This is a genomic window from Hydrococcus rivularis NIES-593 (assembly GCF_001904635.1).
Lineage (GTDB): Bacteria > Cyanobacteriota > Cyanobacteriia > Cyanobacteriales > Microcystaceae > Hydrococcus > Hydrococcus rivularis.
The window spans coordinates 65,783-88,725 of the sequence record NZ_MRCB01000003.1 but is presented as its reverse complement, the minus strand read 5'-3'; the positions used below and the strand labels follow the sequence as shown (position 1 = coordinate 88,725).

The 22,943-nt window shown below is 47.1% G+C and carries 17 protein-coding genes; 7 read left to right on the top strand and 10 right to left on the bottom strand.

The features are described from left to right. Positions 1-62 precede the first annotated feature (62 nt). From clpP to metK, 5 genes are all read right to left on the bottom strand, one after another. Positions 63-764 carry an ATP-dependent Clp endopeptidase proteolytic subunit ClpP gene (gene clpP / locus NIES593_RS04315; protein ID WP_281250700.1) on the bottom strand — a complete coding sequence of 234 codons (702 nt, stop codon included), beginning with the start codon at positions 762-764 and terminating at the stop codon, positions 63-65. A gap of 305 nt (positions 765-1,069) precedes the next feature. Continuing rightward, on the bottom strand, positions 1,070-3,016 hold the full coding sequence (ftsH, locus tag NIES593_RS04310; RefSeq protein WP_073598411.1) for an ATP-dependent zinc metalloprotease FtsH: 1,947 nt from the start codon (positions 3,014-3,016) through the stop codon (positions 1,070-1,072). Between the two features lie 143 nt (positions 3,017-3,159). Beyond that, the gene (locus NIES593_RS04305; RefSeq protein WP_073598410.1) at positions 3,160-4,854 is read right to left on the bottom strand and encodes a DUF3685 domain-containing protein; all 1,695 of its coding nucleotides are present in this window, start codon (positions 4,852-4,854) and stop codon (positions 3,160-3,162) included. 245 nt (positions 4,855-5,099) lie between these two features. Then, positions 5,100-5,534, bottom strand: coding sequence for a Fur family transcriptional regulator (locus NIES593_RS04300; RefSeq protein WP_015143781.1), 435 nt, complete (start codon positions 5,532-5,534; stop codon positions 5,100-5,102). Positions 5,535-5,701: 167 nt separating this feature from the next. Beyond that, the gene (gene metK / locus NIES593_RS04295; RefSeq protein WP_073598409.1) at positions 5,702-6,967 is read right to left on the bottom strand and encodes a methionine adenosyltransferase; all 1,266 of its coding nucleotides are present in this window, start codon (positions 6,965-6,967) and stop codon (positions 5,702-5,704) included. A gap of 266 nt (positions 6,968-7,233) precedes the next feature. On the opposite strand from metK, the gene NIES593_RS04290 reads away from it, so the two are divergent. The 3 genes from NIES593_RS04290 to NIES593_RS04280 all read left to right on the top strand — a co-directional run bounded on the left by NIES593_RS04290 (position 7,234) and on the right by NIES593_RS04280 (position 9,215). Continuing rightward, on the top strand, positions 7,234-8,025 hold the full coding sequence (locus NIES593_RS04290; protein WP_073598408.1) for a glutathione S-transferase: 792 nt from the start codon (positions 7,234-7,236) through the stop codon (positions 8,023-8,025). Further along, positions 8,026-8,499 carry a TspO/MBR family protein gene (locus NIES593_RS04285; protein ID WP_073598407.1) on the top strand — a complete coding sequence of 158 codons (474 nt, stop codon included), beginning with the start codon at positions 8,026-8,028 and terminating at the stop codon, positions 8,497-8,499. It begins immediately after the preceding gene. A gap of 101 nt (positions 8,500-8,600) precedes the next feature. Further along, complete coding sequence (locus tag NIES593_RS04280) at positions 8,601-9,215, top strand: pentapeptide repeat-containing protein (RefSeq protein WP_073598406.1); 615 nt, start codon at positions 8,601-8,603, stop codon at positions 9,213-9,215. Between the two features lie 26 nt (positions 9,216-9,241). On the opposite strand, the gene NIES593_RS04275 is transcribed toward NIES593_RS04280, so the two are convergent. Further along, on the bottom strand, positions 9,242-10,015 hold the full coding sequence (locus NIES593_RS04275; RefSeq protein ID WP_073598405.1) for a DUF1868 domain-containing protein: 774 nt from the start codon (positions 10,013-10,015) through the stop codon (positions 9,242-9,244). 86 nt (positions 10,016-10,101) lie between these two features. Here NIES593_RS04275 and holA point away from each other — a divergent pair, with 86 nt between their 5' ends. Then, a complete protein-coding gene (gene holA, locus NIES593_RS04270; RefSeq protein WP_073598404.1) occupies positions 10,102-11,097 on the top strand; it encodes a DNA polymerase III subunit delta in 996 nt (331 codons plus the stop codon). 367 nt (positions 11,098-11,464) lie between these two features. Next, on the top strand, positions 11,465-12,295 hold the full coding sequence (locus tag NIES593_RS04265) for a formylglycine-generating enzyme family protein (RefSeq protein ID WP_073598527.1): 831 nt from the start codon (positions 11,465-11,467) through the stop codon (positions 12,293-12,295). A gap of 18 nt (positions 12,296-12,313) precedes the next feature. On the opposite strand, the gene cphA is transcribed toward NIES593_RS04265, so the two are convergent. Together cphA and NIES593_RS04255 are read right to left on the bottom strand one after the other, a co-directional pair. Beyond that, positions 12,314-14,941, bottom strand: a complete 2,628-nt coding sequence (cphA, locus tag NIES593_RS04260; RefSeq protein ID WP_073598403.1) for a cyanophycin synthetase — start codon at positions 14,939-14,941, stop codon at positions 12,314-12,316. A gap of 123 nt (positions 14,942-15,064) precedes the next feature. Continuing rightward, the gene (locus tag NIES593_RS04255) at positions 15,065-15,913 is read right to left on the bottom strand and encodes a cyanophycinase (RefSeq protein ID WP_073598402.1); all 849 of its coding nucleotides are present in this window, start codon (positions 15,911-15,913) and stop codon (positions 15,065-15,067) included. 620 nt (positions 15,914-16,533) lie between these two features. Here NIES593_RS04255 and trmD point away from each other — a divergent pair. Beyond that, positions 16,534-17,247 (top strand): tRNA (guanosine(37)-N1)-methyltransferase TrmD, encoded by a 714-nt coding sequence (trmD, locus tag NIES593_RS04250; RefSeq protein WP_073598401.1) that lies wholly within the window; start codon positions 16,534-16,536, stop codon positions 17,245-17,247. Between the two features lie 26 nt (positions 17,248-17,273). Here the strand turns inward: trmD and NIES593_RS04245 are convergent, their stop codons facing one another. Together NIES593_RS04245 and NIES593_RS04240 are read right to left on the bottom strand one after the other, a co-directional pair. Then, positions 17,274-17,858 carry a hypothetical protein gene (locus tag NIES593_RS04245; RefSeq protein ID WP_175561030.1) on the bottom strand — a complete coding sequence of 195 codons (585 nt, stop codon included), beginning with the start codon at positions 17,856-17,858 and terminating at the stop codon, positions 17,274-17,276. A gap of 72 nt (positions 17,859-17,930) precedes the next feature. Further along, on the bottom strand, positions 17,931-20,366 hold the full coding sequence (locus NIES593_RS04240; RefSeq protein ID WP_073598400.1) for an EAL domain-containing protein: 2,436 nt from the start codon (positions 20,364-20,366) through the stop codon (positions 17,931-17,933). A 508-nt stretch (positions 20,367-20,874) separates the two neighbouring features. Between NIES593_RS04240 and NIES593_RS04235 the strand changes: the two genes are divergently transcribed. Next, positions 20,875-22,920 (top strand): elongation factor G, encoded by a 2,046-nt coding sequence (locus NIES593_RS04235; RefSeq protein ID WP_073598399.1) that lies wholly within the window; start codon positions 20,875-20,877, stop codon positions 22,918-22,920. The last annotated feature ends 23 nt before the right edge of the window (positions 22,921-22,943 follow it).

Genomic DNA, 22,943 nt, shown 5'->3' with positions numbered 1-22,943 from the left:
ACTGTTTCGGAGTCCCCCAGTCTCCCGCTCTCCGAGCCACCTTCTCGCCAAATAATTCCCAATTACTGACCGTTAACTACTGCGGGTGGATGGCTAGCAGAGGGGCGGCGATTAATCACTTGGTCGATTAACCCGTAGGTTTTTGCTTCCTCCGCAGACATGAAGAAATCGCGTTCGGTATCTTCTGCGATTTTGTCTAGAGGTTGTCCCGTGTGGCTGGCAAGATGCTCATTGAGCAAGTTTTTGAGGTAAAGAATTTCCTTGGCTTGAATTTCAATATCAGTCGCTTGTCCTTGGGCACCTCCCAAAGGCTGATGAATCATGATCCGAGAATTAGGAAGACTCATGCGTTTGCCTTTTGCTCCGGCACTGAGGAGAAAAGCGCCCATACTAGCTGCTAATCCGATGCAAATAGTGCAGACATCTGGACGAATTTGATTCATGGTATCGAAGATTCCCAGACCTGCCGATACCGAACCGCCGGGAGAATTGATATACAGATAAATATCTTTCTCAGGGTCTTCTGCTTCTAGGAATAACAATTGGGCAACGACTAAGTTAGCCGACTCGTCTGTAACTTGCTGCCCTAAAAAGACAATTCGCTCTCGCAGCAGTCGAGAGTAAATGTCAAATGCGCGTTCGCCACGACCTGAAGTTTCAATTACGGTAGGAATCATTGAGTTTCTATCTTTTGTCCGACTTCTCTTTGATTGTAACGATTGTTGTGTCGATTCGCGATTCGAGGATATTCTACTTTTTTCCACTGACAAAGAAACAAAACCTTACTTCGATCGGTCGAATTTCTTTGAGTTTTGGGACTGACATGACGCGATCGCGCCAATTACTCTAAACAATATCAACCTACTCGCAAAAAGTTTTTTCTCGATCGGATCGAATTCGAGTCTTCTGCTCTTGTCACGGTTTTCCTCTTGCCAATCCACCCTGCTGTCAAGCAGGGTTTTTCGTCACTAGGTATAGCATGGGGGGGTAGGCGAGATAATACCAATTTTCAGGTTTTCGCGATCGACTATCTGTGTCATTAATGAATGAAAAATGGTATAAGGCTAGTTTACGCAGGAGTGACTAGCTGCTCTTGAGTTAGCTTTCTGTATTCAGCGACCAGTTGGCGGAACTGGTCTCCCTCAATAGTTTCCTGCTCGATCAACAGATCGACCAACTTATCGACCAAGGCGCGATTTTCCTGGATAATCGATCGGGCATGTTCGCGACAATGACTGATAATCTCTCGTACCTGTGCGTCGATGCGAGAGGAAATTGCTTCTGAATATTCAGCCCGCTTGTTGACGAGATCGTTGCCTAAAAAGACCGCTTCGTTCTCGCCTTCAAGGGCGACTAGCCCCAACTCAGACATGCCAAAGCGAGTGACCATTCGCCGCGCCAGATAAGTAATTTTCTCTAAATCGTTACCTGCTCCTGTGGTAACTTCGGACTCGCCAAAGATAATTTCTTCGGCAACCCTTCCGCCTAAGAGTCCGGTAATGCGAGCCAATAGTTGCGATCGCGAAATCAAGCCTTGTTCTTCATCGGGCGTAAACCAAGTTAACCCTTTGGCTTGTCCTCTGGGAATTAGAGTTACTTTTTCCACTGGATCGTGACCCGGACACAGCGTTCCGACGATCGCGTGACCGATTTCGTGATAGGCAATCAGGCGCTTAGCTTTGCTATCGACTAAGGGAGTTCCTTCCATCCCGGCGACAACGCGATCGATCGCATCGTTAACTTCTTGCATGGTCATCGCCTCTTTGCGCCGCCGCGCTGTAAAAATAGCGGCTTCGTTAAGGACGTTGGCCAAATCGGCTCCCGTAAAACCCGGCGTGCGACGAGCGATGGCTTCTAGAGAGACATCCGAGTCAATTTTTTTGTTGCGGGCGTGAACTTCTAGAATTTCCAACCGTCCTTTCAAATCGGGATAATCGACGGTCGTTTGTCGATCGAAACGCCCCGGACGCAATAGCGCCGAATCGAGAACGTCGGGACGATTGGTGGCAGCAATCACGATGATGCCCGTATTGCCTTCAAACCCATCCATCTCGGTGAGTAGCTGGTTTAGGGTTTGTTCTCGTTCGTCATTGCCACCGCCAATCCCAGCGCCGCGCTGGCGACCGACGGCATCAATTTCATCGATAAAGATCAAGCAGGGAGCGTTTTCCTTGGCTTTTTTGAATAAATCGCGCACTCGCGAAGCGCCCACTCCTACGAACATCTCGACAAATTCCGAACCGGAGATACTAAAGAAGGGAACGCCTGCTTCTCCCGCGATCGCTTTGGCCAACAGGGTTTTTCCTGTGCCGGGAGGGCCGATGAGCAATACTCCTTTGGGAATTTTGGCTCCAACTGCCGTAAATTTTTCTGGCTGTTTGAGGAAGGTAACAACTTCCTGCAATTCTTCCTTGGCTTCTTCTATTCCAGCAACATCCTGGAAATTAATTCCCGTTTTCGCTTCCATCTGAAAGCGAGCGCGAGACTTGCCAAAGTTCATCGCTTGTCCGGAGGCGCTAGCAGAACGGCGCAGGATCGCAATGACGACTCCTAAGAGTAAAAACAGGACTAATAGGTTAGTGACTAACCCGATAGCTGCCGAACGATCTGCCGTAGGGCGATTCTCTACTTCAACATTTTTTGCTGTCGTCAGCAGCGCATCCAATTCTGGGTTCCGCTCGAATAATTGGACTTCTTGGGGAGATTCGTTTTCGCCCTGACCTACCAAGGTAACTCTTGCTATCTGATTGGCTGGATCGAGTTCGACTTTACTAACTTGACCTTTTTCCAGCTTCTCTAGCAGTTGGCTGTAACTAAGCGCATTTTTTTCTCCTGTGGCAAGAGCTGGCAATCCCATTAAAATCGTCTGGCAAATCATCAAACCCGTCACGAGCGGTTTGAGGTATTGGGGAGAGGATCGTTTTTTGGGGAGTTTGCGATCGCTGGGGGGATTTTTTGTTCTCACTCGTTCGTTATTTTGCTCCTGCCGCGTTTCCTGCCAAGAATTTTCCTTCATAACCAACTGCTGTAGATGTGACTCTATTTTCCATTATGCATCGCCTCAGTCATCGGTCATTGGTCAAAGTTTGTTGTTTGTTAGATTTTCAATCTCTGTACGGACAATCCCTTGTCTGGCTCCTACGACTGCTGGCGTTCTTTTCATTTGCCTCGTTCGCTGTTTTTTCCGTATCGCGTTTCTTGTAGAGTATTGCCGATTCCTTGAATTATCCCGCGAGCGATCAAGCCAATGGCTCTGCCGATCACTTGCGTGAGCAAGTAAACAACGCCTTTGCCAACAAACCCAACAACCGCTCGCAGGCGCGGGGAAAGCGCGTCGCGCAATTCTAATACTATTGTCACCAACCAAGGAATTCCCCTAAGTTGGTAAAGTTCGTCTTGGCGCGGCGCATAGATATAAGTAGTTTTCAGGCTGCCTCCGTTTAGGAAAAATAACCGATATTGACTTTCAAAAATATTTTTTGGCTCTTCAATGTAGCGTTCTTTTCGGTATCGCCAAGAAATGTCGTTCCGAAATCGCGCAATCTCTCTAGAAGACAGATATTTTTTCTGATAAAGATTTTGCTTGATAATTTCAATTTCAGAAAAATTATTCAAGATCGTTTGGACAATCGCATTGACAATTCGCTCGATTAGGTTTTGTAAAATAATTTCTGCTCTGGCGATTGCTTCGGGCGATTCGGAACGATAGAAAACATTATCGATCGCCAAATGAGTTTCGAATAAACAATATCCCAAAAGCTCATCGATCATCGGAATTTTTTCTAAGATTTCTTCTTCAATCGTTCTAGCATCTAGGGAAAAAATCTCGATAATTTTATTAGCATTCAAATCGAGCGAGGTGTAATATTGACTAAAAAAATCTAATAAAGAAGACTCTAATAACTCTCGCAAAACCAGGGAGCGTTTCTGGGGTAGCTCCTCGCGAGTAACATTGAGCGATCGCAAGTCTTCTAAAATTTTTCTGAAGCGATCGAGAACTAAATAAAATATTTCTTGTTTTTTATTGGCTTGCAGAATATCGATTTCTAGCGGAACGCCAGTTCGATTCTCTATCCCCAGTTGAATTTTTGCCAGCGTATTATTTAATATAATTGCTGTTGGAGATGTCCCAGGCACAAGCAAGTCAGTAGGGAGAAGGGAGAGACGGGACAGGTCGCGTTTGGGAGAGATGGCTAGGTCGCCGCCGCGATCGCTGTTTTTTTTCGGTTCGGGAGCGGTTTCCGGAACGACGACAACTTCTATGGGCACGAGTTGCTTGACTAGCCAACGCGAAGCTAGGAGTTCTCGCCTTCTCCCACTCCAATATAACCAATCGAATAGCGGTAGCTGAGGGTTATCTAGCTGAGCTTGTACCTCTTTTAGCGTTGCTTCAATTTGCGCCAGTCCCGACTCCCCCGTGCGAACGAGCCAATTTCTGCGGCGGATGGGTTGTCGAAGAGAGGGCATTGGATACCATTGAGTTTCGCCTGCAGCAACCAGACGCAGAGCTGCTACAATTTCTTCGATCGCCGTTCCTTTCGGGGCGTAACCTTTCACGCCATAGGCTTGAGCTGCTAACAGGTTTTCTGAATCGGTTGTTGCGCTTAAGAGAAAAATTGGTAAATCGGGGTAATCTTGTCGAGTCTGCCGACAGAGTTGCCAGCCATCGGGCATAGCTGGTTCTAAAATAACAAGATCGGGAATTTTTTCTGCCAATCGGGCAAGTGCGGTAGCCATGCTGTCGGCTTGGGCAATAACCCGAATATCGTCAAAGGCTTCTAATGCTGTAGCAAGACCTAGCCGAAAGATCGGATCGTCGTCGATGGTCAGAAGTTCAATCGGGCGATTGCTCACAGAATTTCGTCGATCGCTAGTCGTCAGTCATCGATCGGTTCGATTGACACTTCATAGTTTACAACCCGCCGTCAGTTTGCACTTCTGACACTGAGGAAAGTTTCTACGAATTAGCCATTCACGACAATTCCCTATCTCTGGAATACCGATCGATTGTCATTATCTCGGTCATCGTTCATTTGTCAAGGACAATCGACTTTCGAGCGACAACCGCAGTCATTTTAGTTTATCCCAGTATCCCGAAATTAATTCTCGTAACCGTAGAAATCTATGCGATAGTCAGTTATCTTAACACCTGTTTGTTCTTCGATTTGTTTGATTAATGTCTCTGGAAGTTCGACGCGAACGTCAATAATGCGATCGCTATCGAGACAGTTGACGTGACTGTGAGAGTCGCTAATATTGCCGTAGAGTCTGCCGTCGCATCGCTCTACACATTCGATGATTCCTTGACTCGATAAGGCTTCTAAGTTTTGATAAACAGAGGTGTGACCGATATCTTTGCCCTGTTGGTTCAAACGGTCGTAAATTTCTCTGGCTGACAAGTGCTCTTGCGCTTCCCAAAGCAGTTCGAGAATGTAGCGGCGCTGGCGACTAACCCGCATCCCCATCGTTTGACAGCGTTCGATGGCATCTTCGAGGGAGTGAATGGGTTTGGTTTTTGCCCCTTGTTCTTTCATATCTGAGGCTAGTTATTTAGGTACCAAGACAAACTCATTACCAGTTTAGCCTAGAAAAGCCGAGAATGTCTACCTTGGCGCTTCCATAAGCCACCAGCATGACATCGCCGCACGCTGGCAGCCATAACTCGAACTCGAACATGAGTCAAATAACTCAGGGCACGATTTTAGATAGCAACCGTCGCATTCGACAAAGAATAAGATAGCGCTTCTTTTAGGAGTGCTGCTTTGTCAGTACGTTCCCAGGGCAGTTCGAGATCTGTCCGTCCGAAGTGACCGTAGGCAGCCACATCTTGGTAGAAGCGACCTCTTTCTGCTGGGAGACGGCGCAAGTTAAAGGTCTGAATAATGCCAGCCGGGCGTAGTTCAAAATGCTGTTTGACAGCCTCTAGTAGTTTTTCCTCATCGACTTTTGCCGTGCCGAAAGTTTCTACCATGATGCTGACGGGTTTTGCTACCCCGATCGCGTAGCTCACTTGCACTTCGCACTTATCTGCCAAGCCTGCTGCGACGATATTTTTAGCGACATAGCGGCAAGCGTAGGCAGCCGAACGGTCTACCTTAGTGGGATCTTTGCCAGAGAAAGCGCCGCCGCCATGACGAGAATAGCCGCCATAGGTATCGACGATAATTTTCCGACCCGTCAGACCCGCATCTCCTTGGGGACCGCCGACGACGAATTTCCCGGTTGGATTGACTAGATAGCGAGTATCGCGATCGGGTTTGACATCAATGTCTGCGAATACTGGCTCAACGACAGCTTCCCAGAGATCGGCTTTGATTTTTGCCTGAACGGCAGCGTTGTCGCATATCTCGCCAATGGTCTCTGTGTGCTGAGTCGAAATTAAAATCGTGTCGATTCCAATGGGTCGTCCGTCTTCGTAGACGACGGATACCTGAGTTTTCCCGTCTGGACGTAGATAGGATAAATCTCCGGTTTTGCGAACGGCTGCCAATCGGCGAGAAATTCGATGGGCAAGGCTGATCGGCATGGGCATCAGTTCGGGCGTTTCGTTGCAGGCATAGCCAAACATCAACCCCTGATCGCCAGCACCGATGCGGTCTAATTCGTCATCGCTGAGTTCTTCGCGTTGTTCGTGAGCTGCCGTTACCCCTTGAGCAATATCGGGAGATTGTTCGTCTAAGGCAACTAAGACGGCACAGCTATTGGCAGAAAAGCCATTATTGGCATCGGTGTAGCCGATTTCGGCAATTTTCTTGCGTGCCAAGTCAACGTAGTTGACATGAGCGTTGGTGGTAATTTCCCCAGTGATGAGGACTAAACCCGTATTAACGACGACTTCTGCGGCGACGCGGCTGTGGTCGTCCTGGGCGAGTAATGCATCTAAAATCGTATCGGAGATCTGGTCGCAGATTTTGTCGGGATGACCTTCAGTGACGGATTCAGAAGTAAATAAATAGCGGCGAGACAATTTTCGTTAGCCCTCCTTAAGAAGTACTACTAAGCGATATTAACTAACTGCTGAAATTAATCTAATATCATAGCGGTAAAAAATATAGATAAGTGTAACGCTAAATCGGTTATCGGTTCGTTAAGAATCATTTTTACAGAATCTTTACAGGATTTTGGCTCCTCTTTATCGATCGGATTCAATCCTCCAACCATGGATAGTTTCCGAACTCGTAGCAATCCACTACATTAAATAATGTTCACTACTGCAAAACAAGAGGAAATCTCGTGCTGGAGTTATATCAGTTTGAACTGTCCCAATATTCGGAGAAAGTCCGTTTAATCCTTGACTACAAAGGACTGGAATATAAAAAAATTGAAGTAACTCCCGGTATCGGACAATTAGAACTTTTTCGACTTTCGGGTCAGCGGCAAGTTCCCGTTCTCAAAGATGGAGAGACATTCGTTGCCGATTCGACAGAGATTGCTTTCTATCTCGATCGCAAGTATCCCGAAAAACCAATTATTCCAACCGAGCCGCTTTTGAGGGGACAATGCCTCTTAATAGAAGAATGGGCGGATGAATCGATCGGGTTAAAAGGTCGCAAGGCTTTTATCGGCGCGTTAAACCAAAATCAGAATTTTCGCATCTCAATTTTGCCCAAGAATGTCCCTGACTTTTTCAAATCCTTGGTAGGGGCTGTCCCTTCTGAATTTTTGGGGTTGTTGGGAACGGGAGTTGGCTTCGGTCCGGATGCCATTAAAGAGGCACGCCGAGGACTCGAACAAGATTTAGAAGCCCTTACTCTTATTTTACAGAATCGTCCCTATTTGGTGGGGGACGAACCGACTTTGGCAGATTTAGCAGTGGCGGGACTAAGTATGATCCTGAAGTTTCCTGCCGGAAATTATTTAAATGTTCCCGAACAACTCAAAGGCAAAGGAATTCCGGGGTTGGCAGATCGAAGTGCTTACGAGCCGTTTTTCTCCTGGCGCGATCGCCTTTATGCCCAATATCGCAAACCCTTAACTGGGAGTGGTGAAACCGATTCTAGTCCTACGTCGATAGAAATAGATTAGATGATTCCTTCATGGCTGGCGATCGCGAGCATTACTTTTGCGATCGCTTTTGCACTCAATCGAGTTTCTCCTAGAGGTCGTCGCTGGTTTAGCCGCCTGCGCCGACCGAACTGGCTTACTTTTGAATGGGCAATCCCTTTGATCTGGATTGTTATCTTTATCTGCGGAACCTGGTCGGCTTATCTGGTTTGGGAAACTGCTCCCGGTAGCAGTCGAACTTGGTGGCTGATGGCGTTTTATTTACTCGTAGAGGTGGCGATTCTGGCTTATATGCCCGTGATGTGCAATCTTCGCAGTCTGAGAGTTGGGACCTTTATTGGGGCGACGGGGTTTTTCTTGGGGCTGATTCTGGGGTTGTTGGTTTTTCCCGTTTCGAGGGAGGCGGGTTTTTTGCTGCTTCCCTATTTAATCTGGAGTCCGATTGGGACTTTCGTCACCTGGCAGACGATCGATCTCAATCCTGGGGATGCTTAGATATATCTCTAGAACCACTTCTGTAGTTTCCTCTGGTATATCTATTAAAAAGAATTGCTAAGTGTCCGGGTTTGTTAATTAACGATTGAGAAAGTTTGACCATGAGCGATCGCCAACCTCCAGATTTAATAGCCATCCGTCAAGGCAAAGTCAAAAACCTCGTCCATGCCAATCTCGCCGGAATTAATTTAGCGGGAGCGCAGCTAGCTAATGCGGATTTGTCTCAAGCTAATTTAATGGGAGCGACGCTGACGGGAGCGAATTTACAGGGAGCTATTTTGCGGGCTAACCTACGAGGAGCCGACTTGAGCGGAGCCGATTTGACTGGGGCAGATTGTCGCAATGCCGACTTGCGCGGAGCCAATCTTCTAGACGCGCAATCTTCCCAAATTAGCTTTGCTGGAGCATTTTTAGGAGGCGCGATCCTCAGTCATTTAGACTTGAGCGGTGCAGATTTTCGAGGGGCGGACTTGCGGGGAGCAACGCTGACAGGAGCTAGGCTAGATGGAGCAGATTTGAGCAACGCTAATTTAGCGGGAGCGGATCTCTCGCAAGCCGATTTAGAAGAAGCCACCCTAAATGGTGCTATTTTACGAGGAACAAATTTGACCAAAGCCAATTTATTGTGTGCTCAAGTCGAGCAAGCCGTTTTGACTGGCGCTATTCTCGAAGGGGCTTGTCTTGAAGGAACCCCTTTAATGCCAATTCGCAATTGAATTGGATTTAAAAACCTTCCCTATCTCTAAATTTCGACAACGGGCCAATCGAGTTCTCGTTTATACGCTGTCATATCCCAAAATTTACGCAACTGAACTTGACGAATGGTAAGTATTTGGGGTTCGGTTCCCAACCAGCGATCGTTAAAATTGGACAGACGTTCGACCAAGCGATCGCGGTCTAAATCGGCAGCAATTTCATCAAAATAACCTAAAGTTATATGTCCGGTTAAATAATATTGTTGTTCGATTCCTAGAGCAATTAAATTGGAGTTTTGATAAATCGATCGCCGCAGCCGCAAAATTTTTTCATAATCTATCTCGTTTCTTGGCACTAAACCGACAGCGATGGCACGGGGAAAAATAATTAATCCCATTAATTGCCATTGACTCGGACTGTTTTGAGGAATAATTTTTTTATAATTTTCAAAGCTTTCTCGGATGCATGCTTGGAGTTGGCGATCGAAGTCGAGATTTTCTGCGATTGAGTTCTTATAGGCATCGTTCCAAATTAAGTCGGCTACCGTCAAATGAAAACTGCTTGGAGGAACTGCTACGACCAATTTTGAGTCTAATTGTTTCAGTAGCTCCTCTTGAGCGATCTCTAGATCTTTATAGAAATCTGAATTGTCCGAGTCTTCTTCTGCGGGAGGCGTTATCGCGCTGTAACCTGGAAAAGGAACTGCTTTTCCATCCCGAAATTTGGGAGACTTTTGGATGTTCTGAAGTTGAGTCTGATAAGTGGAAGGCAGGGTCATTCTTGCCATCCGATTGACATAGACTTGATAAGTTTCGTCCAATCTAATTTCCTCTATGAGTGCCTATACTCATTTTCTCTCATCTAACTTGACTCAGAATTCTGAATTCATAATTCATAATTCCTCATATGCCAATCTATCTTTTTTGGGGAGACGATGATTTTGCGATCGCGCAAGCAGTCAAACAACTGCAACAAACCGTACTCGATCCTAACTGGTCGTCCTTTAACTATGATAAGATTTCTGGCGACGAACCCGATGGGACGATATTCGCCCTCAACCAGGCGATGACTCCGGTTTTTGGCGCGGGAGGACGGCTTGTTTGGTTAGTCGATTCTTCTATCTGCCACTCTTGTTCTGAAGCGTTGTTGTCTCGTTTGCAGCAAACTTTACCTGCGATTCCTAATACCTCGCATTTGCTGCTGACTTCTCAAAAAAAACCGGATGCACGGCTAAAATCGACCAAATTATTGCAAAAATATGCAGATATTCGCGAATTTTCTCTTATTCCTCCTTGGAAAACGACCGAACTGGTCGAGCAAGTCAAGCAAGTCGCCGGACAAGTTGGGGTAAACCTCACGCCTGCTGCTGCCCATCTGCTTGCGGAATTACTCGGCAATAATACCAGACAGTTATGGGGCGAACTGGAAAAGTTACGCCTCTACAGGGGAGAAAACTTTCATCCCATCGACACCGACATCGTTACTCAGCTAGTCAATGGAAGCGCTCAAAATAGCATCAAGTTGGCAGAAACCATTAGCAATGGCAATGCCGATTTGGCTTTGGGGATAGTCGCCGATCTCATCAATCGCAACGAACCCGCACTAAGAATTGTTGCAACCTTAGTCGGACAGTTTCGGACTTGGGCAATAGTTAAACTAAAACTAGAAGCCGGGGAACGGGACGAAAAAGCGATCGCAACAGCCGCAGATATTGCCAATCCCAATCGAGTTTTTCATCTTCGCAAACAAGTTCAATCTTTTTCTTCTCGTCAATTGCTTGCTACCCTACCAGTTCTTCTAGAACTCGAAATGAATCTCAAAAAAGGTGCCGAACCCATTTCGACCTTACAAATGCAAATTGTTAAACTCAGCCAACTTTTAAAAAAAAAATTAATGCACTAAATCCTATTATTTAGCGTTAATTATCAATCTAATTAAGGGCAGATTGCCATCGGTAAAACTACCGAATTTATGCAACTTAGACCATTAAAACTTCACATTATCTCAAGACAAAAATTAAGTGTTTCTACGATACCTTCGGATCTCGCGGATAGACTACACTGAAGTTATCTTGGGGGATTTCAAAAATTTATTTCTAAACAGACCATACAGGTCAATAATCAGTAAAAGGGAGGAGTAGATGCGACCCCCTCAATTCGCTCTGGCAGGATCGATCCAAAGCCGAAAACTACTGCGAGTTATCAATAGGCGAGTCAAACCATTAAAGATTAATCTTTTACTCCAATTACAAGTTGAACGTTCGTCAACAATGAATACCCAAGAATTTGAATTTGACGTAGTAACCGTCCAGCCAAAAGCCTCGAAAATTAACTTGAATCGAAGTTATAGTCAGTATTTCACTGAAGAATTAGGAAACCAGATCGTTCTGGAAATGGTATCTATTCCTGAAGGAAGCTTCATGATGGGTTCGCCTGAAAGCGAAGTAGAAGCCTACGACAGCGAAAAGCCCCAGCACCAGGTAACAGTGAAACCTTTCTTTATGGGCAAATACCCCGTTACCCAAGCTCAATGGCAAGCGATCGCGGCACTCGATCCGGTCGAGTTGACACTCAACCCAGAACCCGCCAAATATAAAGGAGCCGATCGCCCCGTCGAGAAAGTCTCTTGGTATGAAGCCGTCGAGTTTTGTTGGCGACTGTCGCGATTGACCGGAAGAATTTATCGATTGCCCAGCGAAGCCGAATGGGAATATGCCTGTCGAGCCGGAACCAATAGCCGCTTTCATTTTGGCAGGAGACTGCCAAAAAACCTCGTCAATTGTTACGGATCGCTGTCGATGCAAGGATACGAAAAGGGAACTACGCCCGTAGGAATTTTTGGGGTAGCCAATGCCTTCGGCTTGTACGATATGCATGGAAATGTCTACGAGTGGTGTGCCGATTGCTGGCACGACGACTATGAAGGTGCGCCGACCGATGGAAGTGCTTGGTTGTCTGAGGATGAAGAAGGCGAGGATCGCGTAATTCGCGGGGGATTTTGGCTCTCTTATCCCAGACACTGCCGTTCGGCTTTTCGCGATTGCTGCGAACCCGATCTGAGATCGAGTACCGTCGGCTTTCGAGTAGTCTGTGAAATTTAAGGCAGAAGGCAGAGAAAGTTAACTATCTGAATGATTTTGTCGTTTTTTAATCAAGGAAATGGCGCGGCTGACACTTTCGGGGAAAATGACCACCAAACCGCCATTCTCGACGCGGTCTAAACCCGTTTCAATCGCTTCTGTTTCGTCCAAGATAGTTTGATAGCGAGCATCAGGCTTTTCTTGAAGCATGCCTTTGACAATCAGATCGGCAACTTCGCCGCGCTCTCGTCCTCGCGTATCGTCGTCTTCTTTGACGATAATGCAATCGAAGATTTGCGCCGAGAGTTTACCCAAAAGAATCAAATCCTCATCGCGGCGATCGCCGGGGCCGCCCACTACTCCAAGTTTCTCGCCACTCCAATTGCGGACGAATCCGCCGACTGCTTCATATCCGGCAGGATTGTGAGCGTAATCGACTAGAGCGTGAAAAGAACTCAGCTTAAATAAATTCATCCGTCCGGGCGTTTGATTCGCCGACGGACTAAAGGTTCTGATCCCTTGACGGATTGCTTCGATATCAACGCCATTAGCAAAGGCTGCCAAACAAGCAGCTAGCGCGTTGGCAATCATGAAGGGAGCCATTCCTCCCATCGTGACGGGAACATTGACAACTTCTTCAATGCGCAGCGTCCATTCGCCTTCTAGAATTGAAAGATAGCCATTTTCGTATACGGCAGCCATACCACCCCGACGGATATGGTTTTGGATAATCGGATTATCGGGGTTCATAGAAAAATAAGCGATCTTACTTTTAACGCGTTCCGCCATTGCCGCCACGAGAGGATCGTCAGCATTGAGAACGGCATAGCCATCGGGACTGACGGTTTCTGCCACTACGCTTTTGACTTTCGCCATTTGTTCGATAGTATCGATATCGCCAATTCCCAGGTGATCGGCTGCCACGTTCAAAACCACGCCGATATCGCAGCTCTCAAACGCTAGCCCGGAACGCAGAATTCCGCCACGAGCCGTTTCTAGAACGGCTACTTCTACAGTTGGGTCTTTTAAAATAACGCTCGCGCTCTGGGGTCCGGTATTATCGCCTTTTTGTACTAAGTAATCATTAATATAAATGCCGTCAGTTGTGGTGTAGCCGACCACTTTTCCCGTTTGGCGATAGATATGAGCGGTCAGGCGAGTCGTAGTAGTTTTTCCGTTGGTTCCCGTCAGGGCAATTATGGGAATGCGAACTGGCGTTCCTTTTGGAAAGAGCATGTCCAGGACGGGAGCCGCGACGTTGCGAGGTAAGCCCCGGCTGGGAGCGACGTGCATGCGAAATCCCGGAGCCGCGTTGACTTCGACGATTACGCCGCCGACTTCTCGTAAGGGTTTGGTGATGTCTGGGGTGACGACATCAATGCCTGCAATGTCCAAACCGATGAGCTTGACAACTCGCTCGGCAATCCAAATATTTTCTGGGTGAATATCGTCGGTGCGATCGATAGCAATCCCGCCCGTACTCAAGTTAGCCGTGTCTCGCAGGTAGGCGATTTCTCCTTGCCTGAGTACTGTTTTGAGGGTGTAGCCTTGACGTTCTAGGACAGAAATCGAGGTGCGATCGATGGTAATTTTCGTTAGCACGTTATCGTGTCCTTCGCCGCGATTGGGATCGCGATTGGTTTGTTCAATCAATTCTTCAATGGTCGATCTCCCATCGCCGACCACGTGAGCGGGTATTCTCTCGGCAACGGCTATCAGTTTGCCATTAATCACTAAAATGCGATGGTCGCTTCCCTGATAAAAGCGCTCCACGATTACCGAGCGGCTTTTGGCTTCCGCGCTTGCTAGGTCATAGGCAGCTTCAGCTTCTTGCCAGTTCTTGATGTTAATTGTAATGCCGCGTCCGTGATTGCCATCGAGAGGCTTGATGACGATGGGATAACCGCCTACATCTTCGATCGCGTCTTCGAGTTCGTCGAGATATTGAATGACGGTTCCGCAAGGCACGGGAATTCCCGCATCCTGAAGAATCGTTTTTGTCCCTTCTTTATCGCAGGCGAGTTCGACAGCTAAGATTCCGGAATAACTGCTTAAAGTTGCCTGAATGCGCTTTTGATGAATTCCGTAACCGAACTGAACCATGGCGCGAGCGCTCAGCATCATCCAGGGAATTTTTCGCGCTTCGGCTTCTTTGACAATGGTTTCCGTACTCGGACCGAGTGAGGCATTGGCACGAAGATCTTTGAGGTCAGCTATGTCTTGCTCGAATTCTGCTTTGGGATAGGTTCCCGTATCGACAATCGATCGACACAGGCGCACGGCTGCTCTGCCAGCGTAACGTCCTGCTTGTTCGTCAACGTATTCAAAAACGACATTATACACGCCGGGAGTCGAGGTTTCTCGCGTGCGACCGAATCCCACTGGCATCCCTGCCAATTCCTGGAGTTCGAGGGCGACGTGTTCGATGATGTGTCCCATGTATGTGCCTTGCTGCACTCGCTCCAAAAACCCCCCGCGACGACCAAGAGAGCAGAAATGTTCTTCTATGGTCGGCAATACCTTAACCAATCCTTCATAGAAACCGGGGATCTCGTTAGAGGATTTATCTGCCAGATCCTCTAGATCGAGACGCATAACAATTAATTTATGCCGCCGAATGCTCCAGTAATTGGGACCGCGCAGGGTTTGGGTTTTGAGAATCTTCATAAGTGTCGATTGTCGTGCCTTGATGAGAAGCGCGAAGAGACAGTTTTTAATTTTCTCGCTTGCCAGAAACGAGAAACTGTTCGCTATGAACAATTTTTGAGAACTTTGTGACTGCTAGTCCCTTTACTGTTTTGGGACGGGTTTTTGTAAGTGGAGATGATAGTTATCTCCGTGGGAGAGAATGTGAACTCGCAGGTTGTGCAAGCTGATTGGTTCGGTAGCCCCTACCTCTGTTTGGTTGGTGTAAGACATCTCTCTCGCATCCACAATTGTAACCGTTCCTCGTCCAATGACTCGCAACCATCCATCTTTTTCAAACAAGGCGCAGGTATCTTCGTCAATGCCGATCCCCAGCCGTTCGGGGTGATTAGAAATCGCGCTGAGCAAACGAGCCATGCGATTGCGGTTGTGAAAATGTTGATCGACGATAATCTCTGGGATGAAGCCCAAACCGATTGCCATATCGACGAGAGCACGATTGGGACATTCGCCGCTACTGCCGCCAGCGATCATATGATGCCCCATGATGGCGGCTCCCGCGCTGGTTCCGGCGAGGGTAATTTCTCCCTGTTGCACCCGTCCTCGGATGCGTTCCATAAGCGGCGTATCGGCAAGCAAGCCGCATAGCCTCAGTTGATCGCCTCCGGTTAAGAAGACTCCCGTACATTGTTCGATGTACTCTTGGAAATAAGGGTCTTCGCCTTGTTCGCGATCGCGGATATCGAGAACTTTAGTAAATTTAGCCCCCATCTCTTCAAAAATCTGCTGGTAGCGATCGCCAATGAGCAGAGGTTCTCGCGATGCCGAGGGAATAATCGCGATCGCGGCATCGCTTCCTCCGGCACGAAGCCAAAAGGTATGTAAAATTTCTCGCCCGTGAACTTTATCTTCAGCACCGCCGATTACCAAAATGGCAGTTTTTGTGGACGGGGGCATATGGCTTGCTGGGATTTCAGTCTCTATTTGCGGCATGTTATCGCTTTTGAGCATAGGCATGGTCTAAAGGTATTTTGGGTGACGGTGCTGAAAAAAACAATTCCTATTTTTTGAGATTTCTCAGAGGCTTTGAATCACTCCGTCCCCTCCTCTAGTTTTTCGGGATTGACTTGTATAACTGCTTGGCTAAGTGTCACCCTCTGCGATCGCCAAGCTTATTTGTATTAACCAGGTTTCACCCCTTTTTAGACTTTAAAGCTTAGCTCGATTCGGTTAGCATGAAGTAATTATTTAGTTCACACTTTGTATAGAACCTTTATAATTACTACACAATAGAGGAAAAGTCAACGATACATCGATACAAGATACTGTTTATCAGTTACCAGTCATTAGTCATTGGGATTGGGAGAAAGGGAAAGGGGAAAAGGGCAAAGGGCAAAGACATTTTCATTTTCCCTCTTTTCCCTTGTCCCTAAAAAATTTGTCATTGGTCATTCGATGAAAGGATTTTGGATTAAGGAGTAGTTAGTGGTTAACTGTCTCCCCGTCTCCCAGTCCCCCAGTCTCAGAAGTCTTCCTACACCCTCACACTCCCCACACTCACCTATCCTTCCAATTACTGGTTATCGAACACCGAACACTGATTGAGGATTTCCATGCGATTCGACGTGATTACGCTGTTCCCTGATTTTTTTACCTCTGCGCTGGAATCTGGGTTGCTGGGCAAAGCTTTAGCCAAACAGATTGCCCAAGTCAATTTAGTTAATCCCCGCGATTTTGCAATGGACAAACATCGACGAGTCGATGACGAACCATACGGCGGCGGGGCGGGAATGCTGCTCAAACCCGAACCAATTTTCGCGGCTGTGGAATCGTTGCCGATTTTGCCTAGAAGAGAGGTTATTTTGATGAGTCCTCAAGGTCAACCCTTGAATCAGCCACTGCTGCAAGAGTTAGCTAGCAATTACGACCAACTGATTCTGATTTGTGGGCATTATGAAGGAGTTGACGAACGAGTAGTAGAGCATTTAGTTACCAGGGAAGTGTCCCTGGGCGACTTTGTCCTTACTTGCGGAGAAATTCCTGCCTTGGCAATCATTAATGGCGTGGTGCGACTGTTGCCGGGAACGGTGGGAAAAGTTGAGTCCCTCAAAGCAGAGAGTTTTGAGGACGGATTGCTCGATTATCCGCAGTACACCAGACCTGCGATTTTTCGCGGCTGGGAAGTTCCAGAGGTTTTGCGATCGGGAAATCACCAGGAGATCGATCGCTGGCGCAAACAGCAGCAAATACAAAGAACGAAAGAACGCCGTCCCGATCTTTGGGAAAGATGGATAGAAACTCACCAAACCGATGTCGATCGTGAATAGTGAATGGTTGATGGCGATCGGCAAGATCAACGAGACACCAAAGTCATCGAGTTAGCATAGAAGAGAAATCGCAAGTAAGCCCCATCAGCATTGTGCAGCTTTGTTGCTGCTGGATTGGTCGTTCGCCTCCCACAAGCGCCGACAATTCCGCTTTCTTTGGCAATTAAAGCGCTATCTGCTATAGTCCAGATCGTTTCGTTGGTTTTCAAATCGAGCTTATAAATTAGCGTCGTGTTAGGGTTAAGTTTGGCTAGTTCTTTAACGAGTTCGGGAACTCTAGGATCTCTGGTCAAATATTGGTCTAACATTCTTCGGAAATTACTTACGCGAATATTCGGGACATAGCTTTTGCGCATGGCATCATCTGCGACTAAGTTAATAGATGAGCCGGGACTATACCGAAAATAGACAACCTCCGTACCTACCGGACAAGAAATCTCGGAAAATTGGGGTGGATTGCTTAAGATGGTTGTCGCGATCGGTTCGGCAACAGTCAGAATGATTAAACTCAATCCAAACATCCATAGCAGGAAAGACCGATCTGGTTGCGCGGGAATTTGCACCAGGCGATGCCATTCCATCTTTTGAGCGATAAATTTCGCTTTCTCCACTTTTCTAAAAAACTCATCTTTAGTGGCAATCTCCTGCTCAACAGAGTCAGAACGTCTAATCTTTCATACTCACTAATTAAACATGCAAGGTCTGGGTTTAGCAATGCCGTAGCCTTGTGCATAATCGACTCCGATTTCTTGCAACTTTTTCAAAATCGCTTCATTTTCTACAAACTCGGCAATAGTTTGAATTCCCATAGCATGAGCGATCTGATTGAAACTCTCGACCATGACATAATCGATGCGATCGCTAGTAATATTCTTAACAAAGCTCCCGTCAATTTTTAAATAATCGATGGGTAAGTTCTTGAGATAGGTAAGGGAACTCATGCCATTGCCAAAATCATCGAGAGCAAAGCGACAGCCAAGTTCTTTGAGGGAGTTGATTAACTTGGCAGCGCGATCCAAGTTGGCAATTGCAGTAGTTTCGGTAATTTCAAAGCAAATTGTTCGCGGACGGATTTGGTATCGCGTCAATTGCTCGGCGAGAAAATCAAAAAACTGAGGATTATTGACGCTTGCTCCGGAAAGATTGATCGCGTAAAATTCCTGCAAGCGATCGGGGTTTTCTTGATGGTATCGTTCGTAGCTAGCGAAGAAAGTACTAATGACCCAGCGATCGACAGCTGGCATCAGATCGTAACGTTCCGCTGCCGGAATAAAAGCCATCGGCGATACTAACTCTCCGGTTTCATCAACTAAACGAAGCAAGACCTCGTAATGGTATCTTCTGGAGGCGCGAGTAACCGAGACGATCTTTTGACAGTGCAGGCGGAAGCGGTTTTCCTCTAGGGCTTGGGTAATTCGGGCGATCCATTGTCTTTCGCCTCGTTGCCGCACTAGATCCCTATCGTCAGTTCGATAGACGCGGATGCAGTTGCGCCCGTTTCCCTTGGCTGCATAACAAGCCGCATCGGCTGCGCTGAGGATATCATTTAAATCTTTAGCATCGGCATCGATCGCAACTAGGCCGATACTTGCTCCGATAGTAAATATTTTGCCGCCCCAAATGAAACGAAAATCTTGGACGATCTGCCTGAGAGTCTCTGCGATCTGTTGAGCCATTGGTAGCGGACATTGATAAAATAACAGCCCAAATTCGTCGCCTCCCAAGCGAGCGAGAATATCTGTCGTGCGAACTCGTTTTTGCAGAAGGGCGGTCACTTGACGCAACAGTTCGTCACCAGCAATATGACCGCAAGTGTCATTGACAACCTTGAACTGGTCTAAATCTAGATAGCAAAGGGCGTGTTGTCGATCGCTATTTTTGGCATCGGCAATGGCTTCTATCAGTTGCCGCTCGAATTCTCGCCGATTGACCAATCCAGTCAAGGTATCGTGGGTTGCTTGCCAGGACAATTGACGGGCTAGCTGTCGAGATTGGGTGACATCGTGAAACACTAGCACGGCACCAATTGTCTTGCCATTGCGATCGCGAATCGGCGCGGCTGAGTCATCGATGGCATATTCCGTTCCGTCGCGAGCGATTAAAATGGTATGGTTTGCCAAACCAACGATGCGATCTTCGCGCAAGACTCGTTCTACCGGATTTTCTACTGGCTCTCTAGTGACTTCGTTAACGATCTTAAAAATTTCGGCTAAAGGCACTCCTTGAACTTCGTTTGCTCCCCAGCCAGTGAGTTGTTCCGCCACCGGATTGAAATACTCGATCTTACCCGCCATATCGGTGGTAATGACCCCATCCCCAATGGATTGCAAGGTGACTTGAGCCAGTTCTTTTTCTTGAAAAAGAAGTTCGGCGATGCGTTGGCGCTCCCGAATTTCCCTTTTGAGGGCTTCGTTAATGGTGACGAGTTGGGTGGTGCGATCGAGCAGTTGTTCTTCGAGTTCTCGATTCAATCTGCGCATTTTGATTTCTACTTGTTGGCGTTCGATGAGTTCGGTTCGCAGTTGTTCGTAAAGTTCTGCTCGCTGGAGCGCGATCGCTACTTGGGTGGTCAGTTGCTGGAGAAATTCAATTTCCCATGACTGCCACTGTCGCCTATCAGAGCATTGTTGAACGGCTAGCAATCCCCACAGTTGCTTGGAGATTTTGTCATTCTCTTCTTCCCCTGTTAACACAATCGGAACGACTAGGTTAGCCCGAATTTGAAATGGAGCTAGCAGATCGATATGACACTGAGATAACCCATCAGTATAAATATCTGTCGTAACTTGGATGCGACCGTTTTTGTAAGGTTCGACCCAATTTTCTCCAAAGCAACAGTCATGAATTTTTCTCCCTAACATCGAAGGCAAACCGTCGCTGACTGACTCGATCGCAACAACTCCACTCCAATCGGGATTGAATCGATATACAATTACCCGCTCGGCTTTAAGTAGCTTGCGGACTTCTGCCACGGTGATGCCGAGAATTCTGCCTGGCTTGAGCGAACGGCGAATGCGGAGGGCCGTTTTGGCTAGAAGATATTCTAATTGAGTCTTTTGTTGAGATTCGCTGGGAGTTTCTTCCTGTGATTCGGGAACTTGACTAGCTTCGGGTTGCATCAGGAATTTTTACCAAATAGTGACTTCAATCACATTTAAAGTTCCCCAAAATTTTTTAAGAGTAACGCAACCGTTAATAATGAAACATTAATTTACAGGATTTCAACATGCTGCAAGTCAATTCAATTCCCAATTATTGCTCCGTATGGGCTGCTCGCGCGATCGCGTTCTTGAGAGGCTCGAACCGCTACCTTTAAGGTCTTTTATCTAGCCAAACTTTTAATTAATCTTCATAGATTAGCTTTGATTTTTCTCCGATCTAATTTTATTTAACTTAAAGCTTTTTATTAATAGTTAACATTCGTTTAACTTATTTAATATTGTATAGAGTTTGCTTTAAAAGAAGTTGCAAGTTTTGCATATTTGCCCCAAGAATGCGCTACGCTCACAAATCATAGTAAATACTTTTGAGCGCGATTTGTAAGGAGTAAGCACACAAATGAAGTAATAAATCCTGAAGAAATTGTATAGCTCAATTCAATCGAGTTTTACTCTTGGGGGTGAATTTATGAACCAAAAAGTCCTCGAAAATACCCGTAATGTAGCGATTGTTGGTCCATACTCAAGTGGAAAGACCACTTTACTAGAAAGTTTGTTATTTTTGGCGGGTGCAACCACTCGCAAAGGCAGCATTAAAGATGGCAATACCGTTGGCGACAGTTCTCCAGAAGCCAAGGAACGCCAAATGAGCGTAGAAGTCACCGCTGCCAGTGCAACTTATCAAGACATCAACTTTACCTTTCTCGATTGTCCCGGTTCCATCGAGTTTGCTCAAGAAACCTATAATGCTTTAGTCGGGGCAGGAGCAGCTATTATCGTTTGCGAACCCGTCATCGATCGCGTCCTAACCTTATCGCCTCTATTCAAATTCCTCGACGACTGGGAAATTCCTCACCTGGTTTTCATCAACAAAATGGATCGGTCGAAGAACGGCTTTATGGATGTTCTCCACGCTCTTCGAGAGGTGTCGAGCCGTCCGTTAATTCCCCAACAATACCCCATTTACCAGGGAGAAGAGCTAGTTGGCTATATCGACCTCGTTACCGAACAAGCTTATCACTACCACGCAGGCAGTCCTGCCGATCCCGTCCCTCTTCCCGAACACCTCAAAGACGAGGAAAAGGCAGCCCGCACTGAAATGCTGGAAACCTTAGCAGACTTTGACGACCATTTACTAGAAGAACTGCTCGAAGATATAGACCCCCCCCAAGAAGAAATTCTCCAAGACTTGAAGAAAGAGCTAGGCGCAGACCAAATCGTGCCTGTATTTTTGGGCATTGCCGAGCAAGATTATGGCGTGCTTCCCCTGTTGGATGCCCTAATTAAAGAAGCTCCCGCCCCCACAGTAACAGCCGAACGTCGCGGACTAACTGCCGCAGACAAGGACAACACGATAGTACAAGTTCTCAAAACCTACTTTACTCCCCAAGGTGGACGACTCTCTCTGGTCAGAGTTTGGCAAGGGGAAGTTACCGACGGCATGGCGCTTAATGGCGTTCGTGCGGGCGGCATCTATCGGATGATGGGACAGCAACAACAGCCAATCGGACGAGCGTTTGCGGGAGAAATTATTGCCATCGGTCGTTTGGAAGGCATCCAAACAGGAGATATCCTGACTAGCTCGAATCAGAAAAAAGTTCCCCAATTGCCTCAAGCAGAAAAGCTAGAACCCGTCTATGCCTTGGCAATTACTCCGGAAAACCGCAAAGATGAAGTGAAACTCAGCGCAGCGATGGGCAAACTGATCGAAGAAGATCCCTCGCTATATTGGGAGCAACACGGGGATACTAAGGAAGTGATTCTCTGGGGACAGGGAGAAATTCATCTCCAAGTTGCTCTAGATCGTCTGCGCCGCAAGTACAACCTGCCCATGACAACCCATTTACCCCAAGTTCCTTATAAAGAAACCATTCGTCAGGCGACCAAGTCCCACGGACGCTACAAACATCAAACGGGCGGTCACGGCGCTTTTGGAGATGTCTATTTGGATATCAAACCCCTGCCGCGAGGAGAAGGCTTTCACTTTCACGAAACCATCGTAGGCGGCGTGGTTCCCAAGCAGTACATTCCAGGCGTGGAAACGGGCGTGCGCGAGTACCTCGAACACGGACCTTTAGGTTTTCCGGTGGTCGATGTCGATGTTACCCTCACCGATGGCTCCTATCACACTGTAGACAGTTCCGAGCAAGCGTTCAAACAAGCGGCTCGCATCGCAATGACAGAAGGGATGCCTAAGTGCCAGCCGATACTCCTAGAGCCGATTCTCATGATTGCTGTATCCGTACCTTCTGAATTTACCTCCAAGGCACTACAGCTAGTCAGCGGACGGCGAGGGCAAATTCTCGGTTATGAAGGACGAGAAGACTGGAAAGGTTGGGATCGCGTGACGGCATACTTACCCCAAGCTGAAATGCACAACTTTATCATTGAGTTGCGATCGCTGACCATGGGCGTTGGCACCTTTACGTGGCAATACGACCACCTGCAAGAAGTGCCCGAAAAACTTACGGAAACCGTTCTGGCAAGCGCTAGCAATGGGAATGGGAAGAGTTGATCGAGACAGGCAATATTAATAAA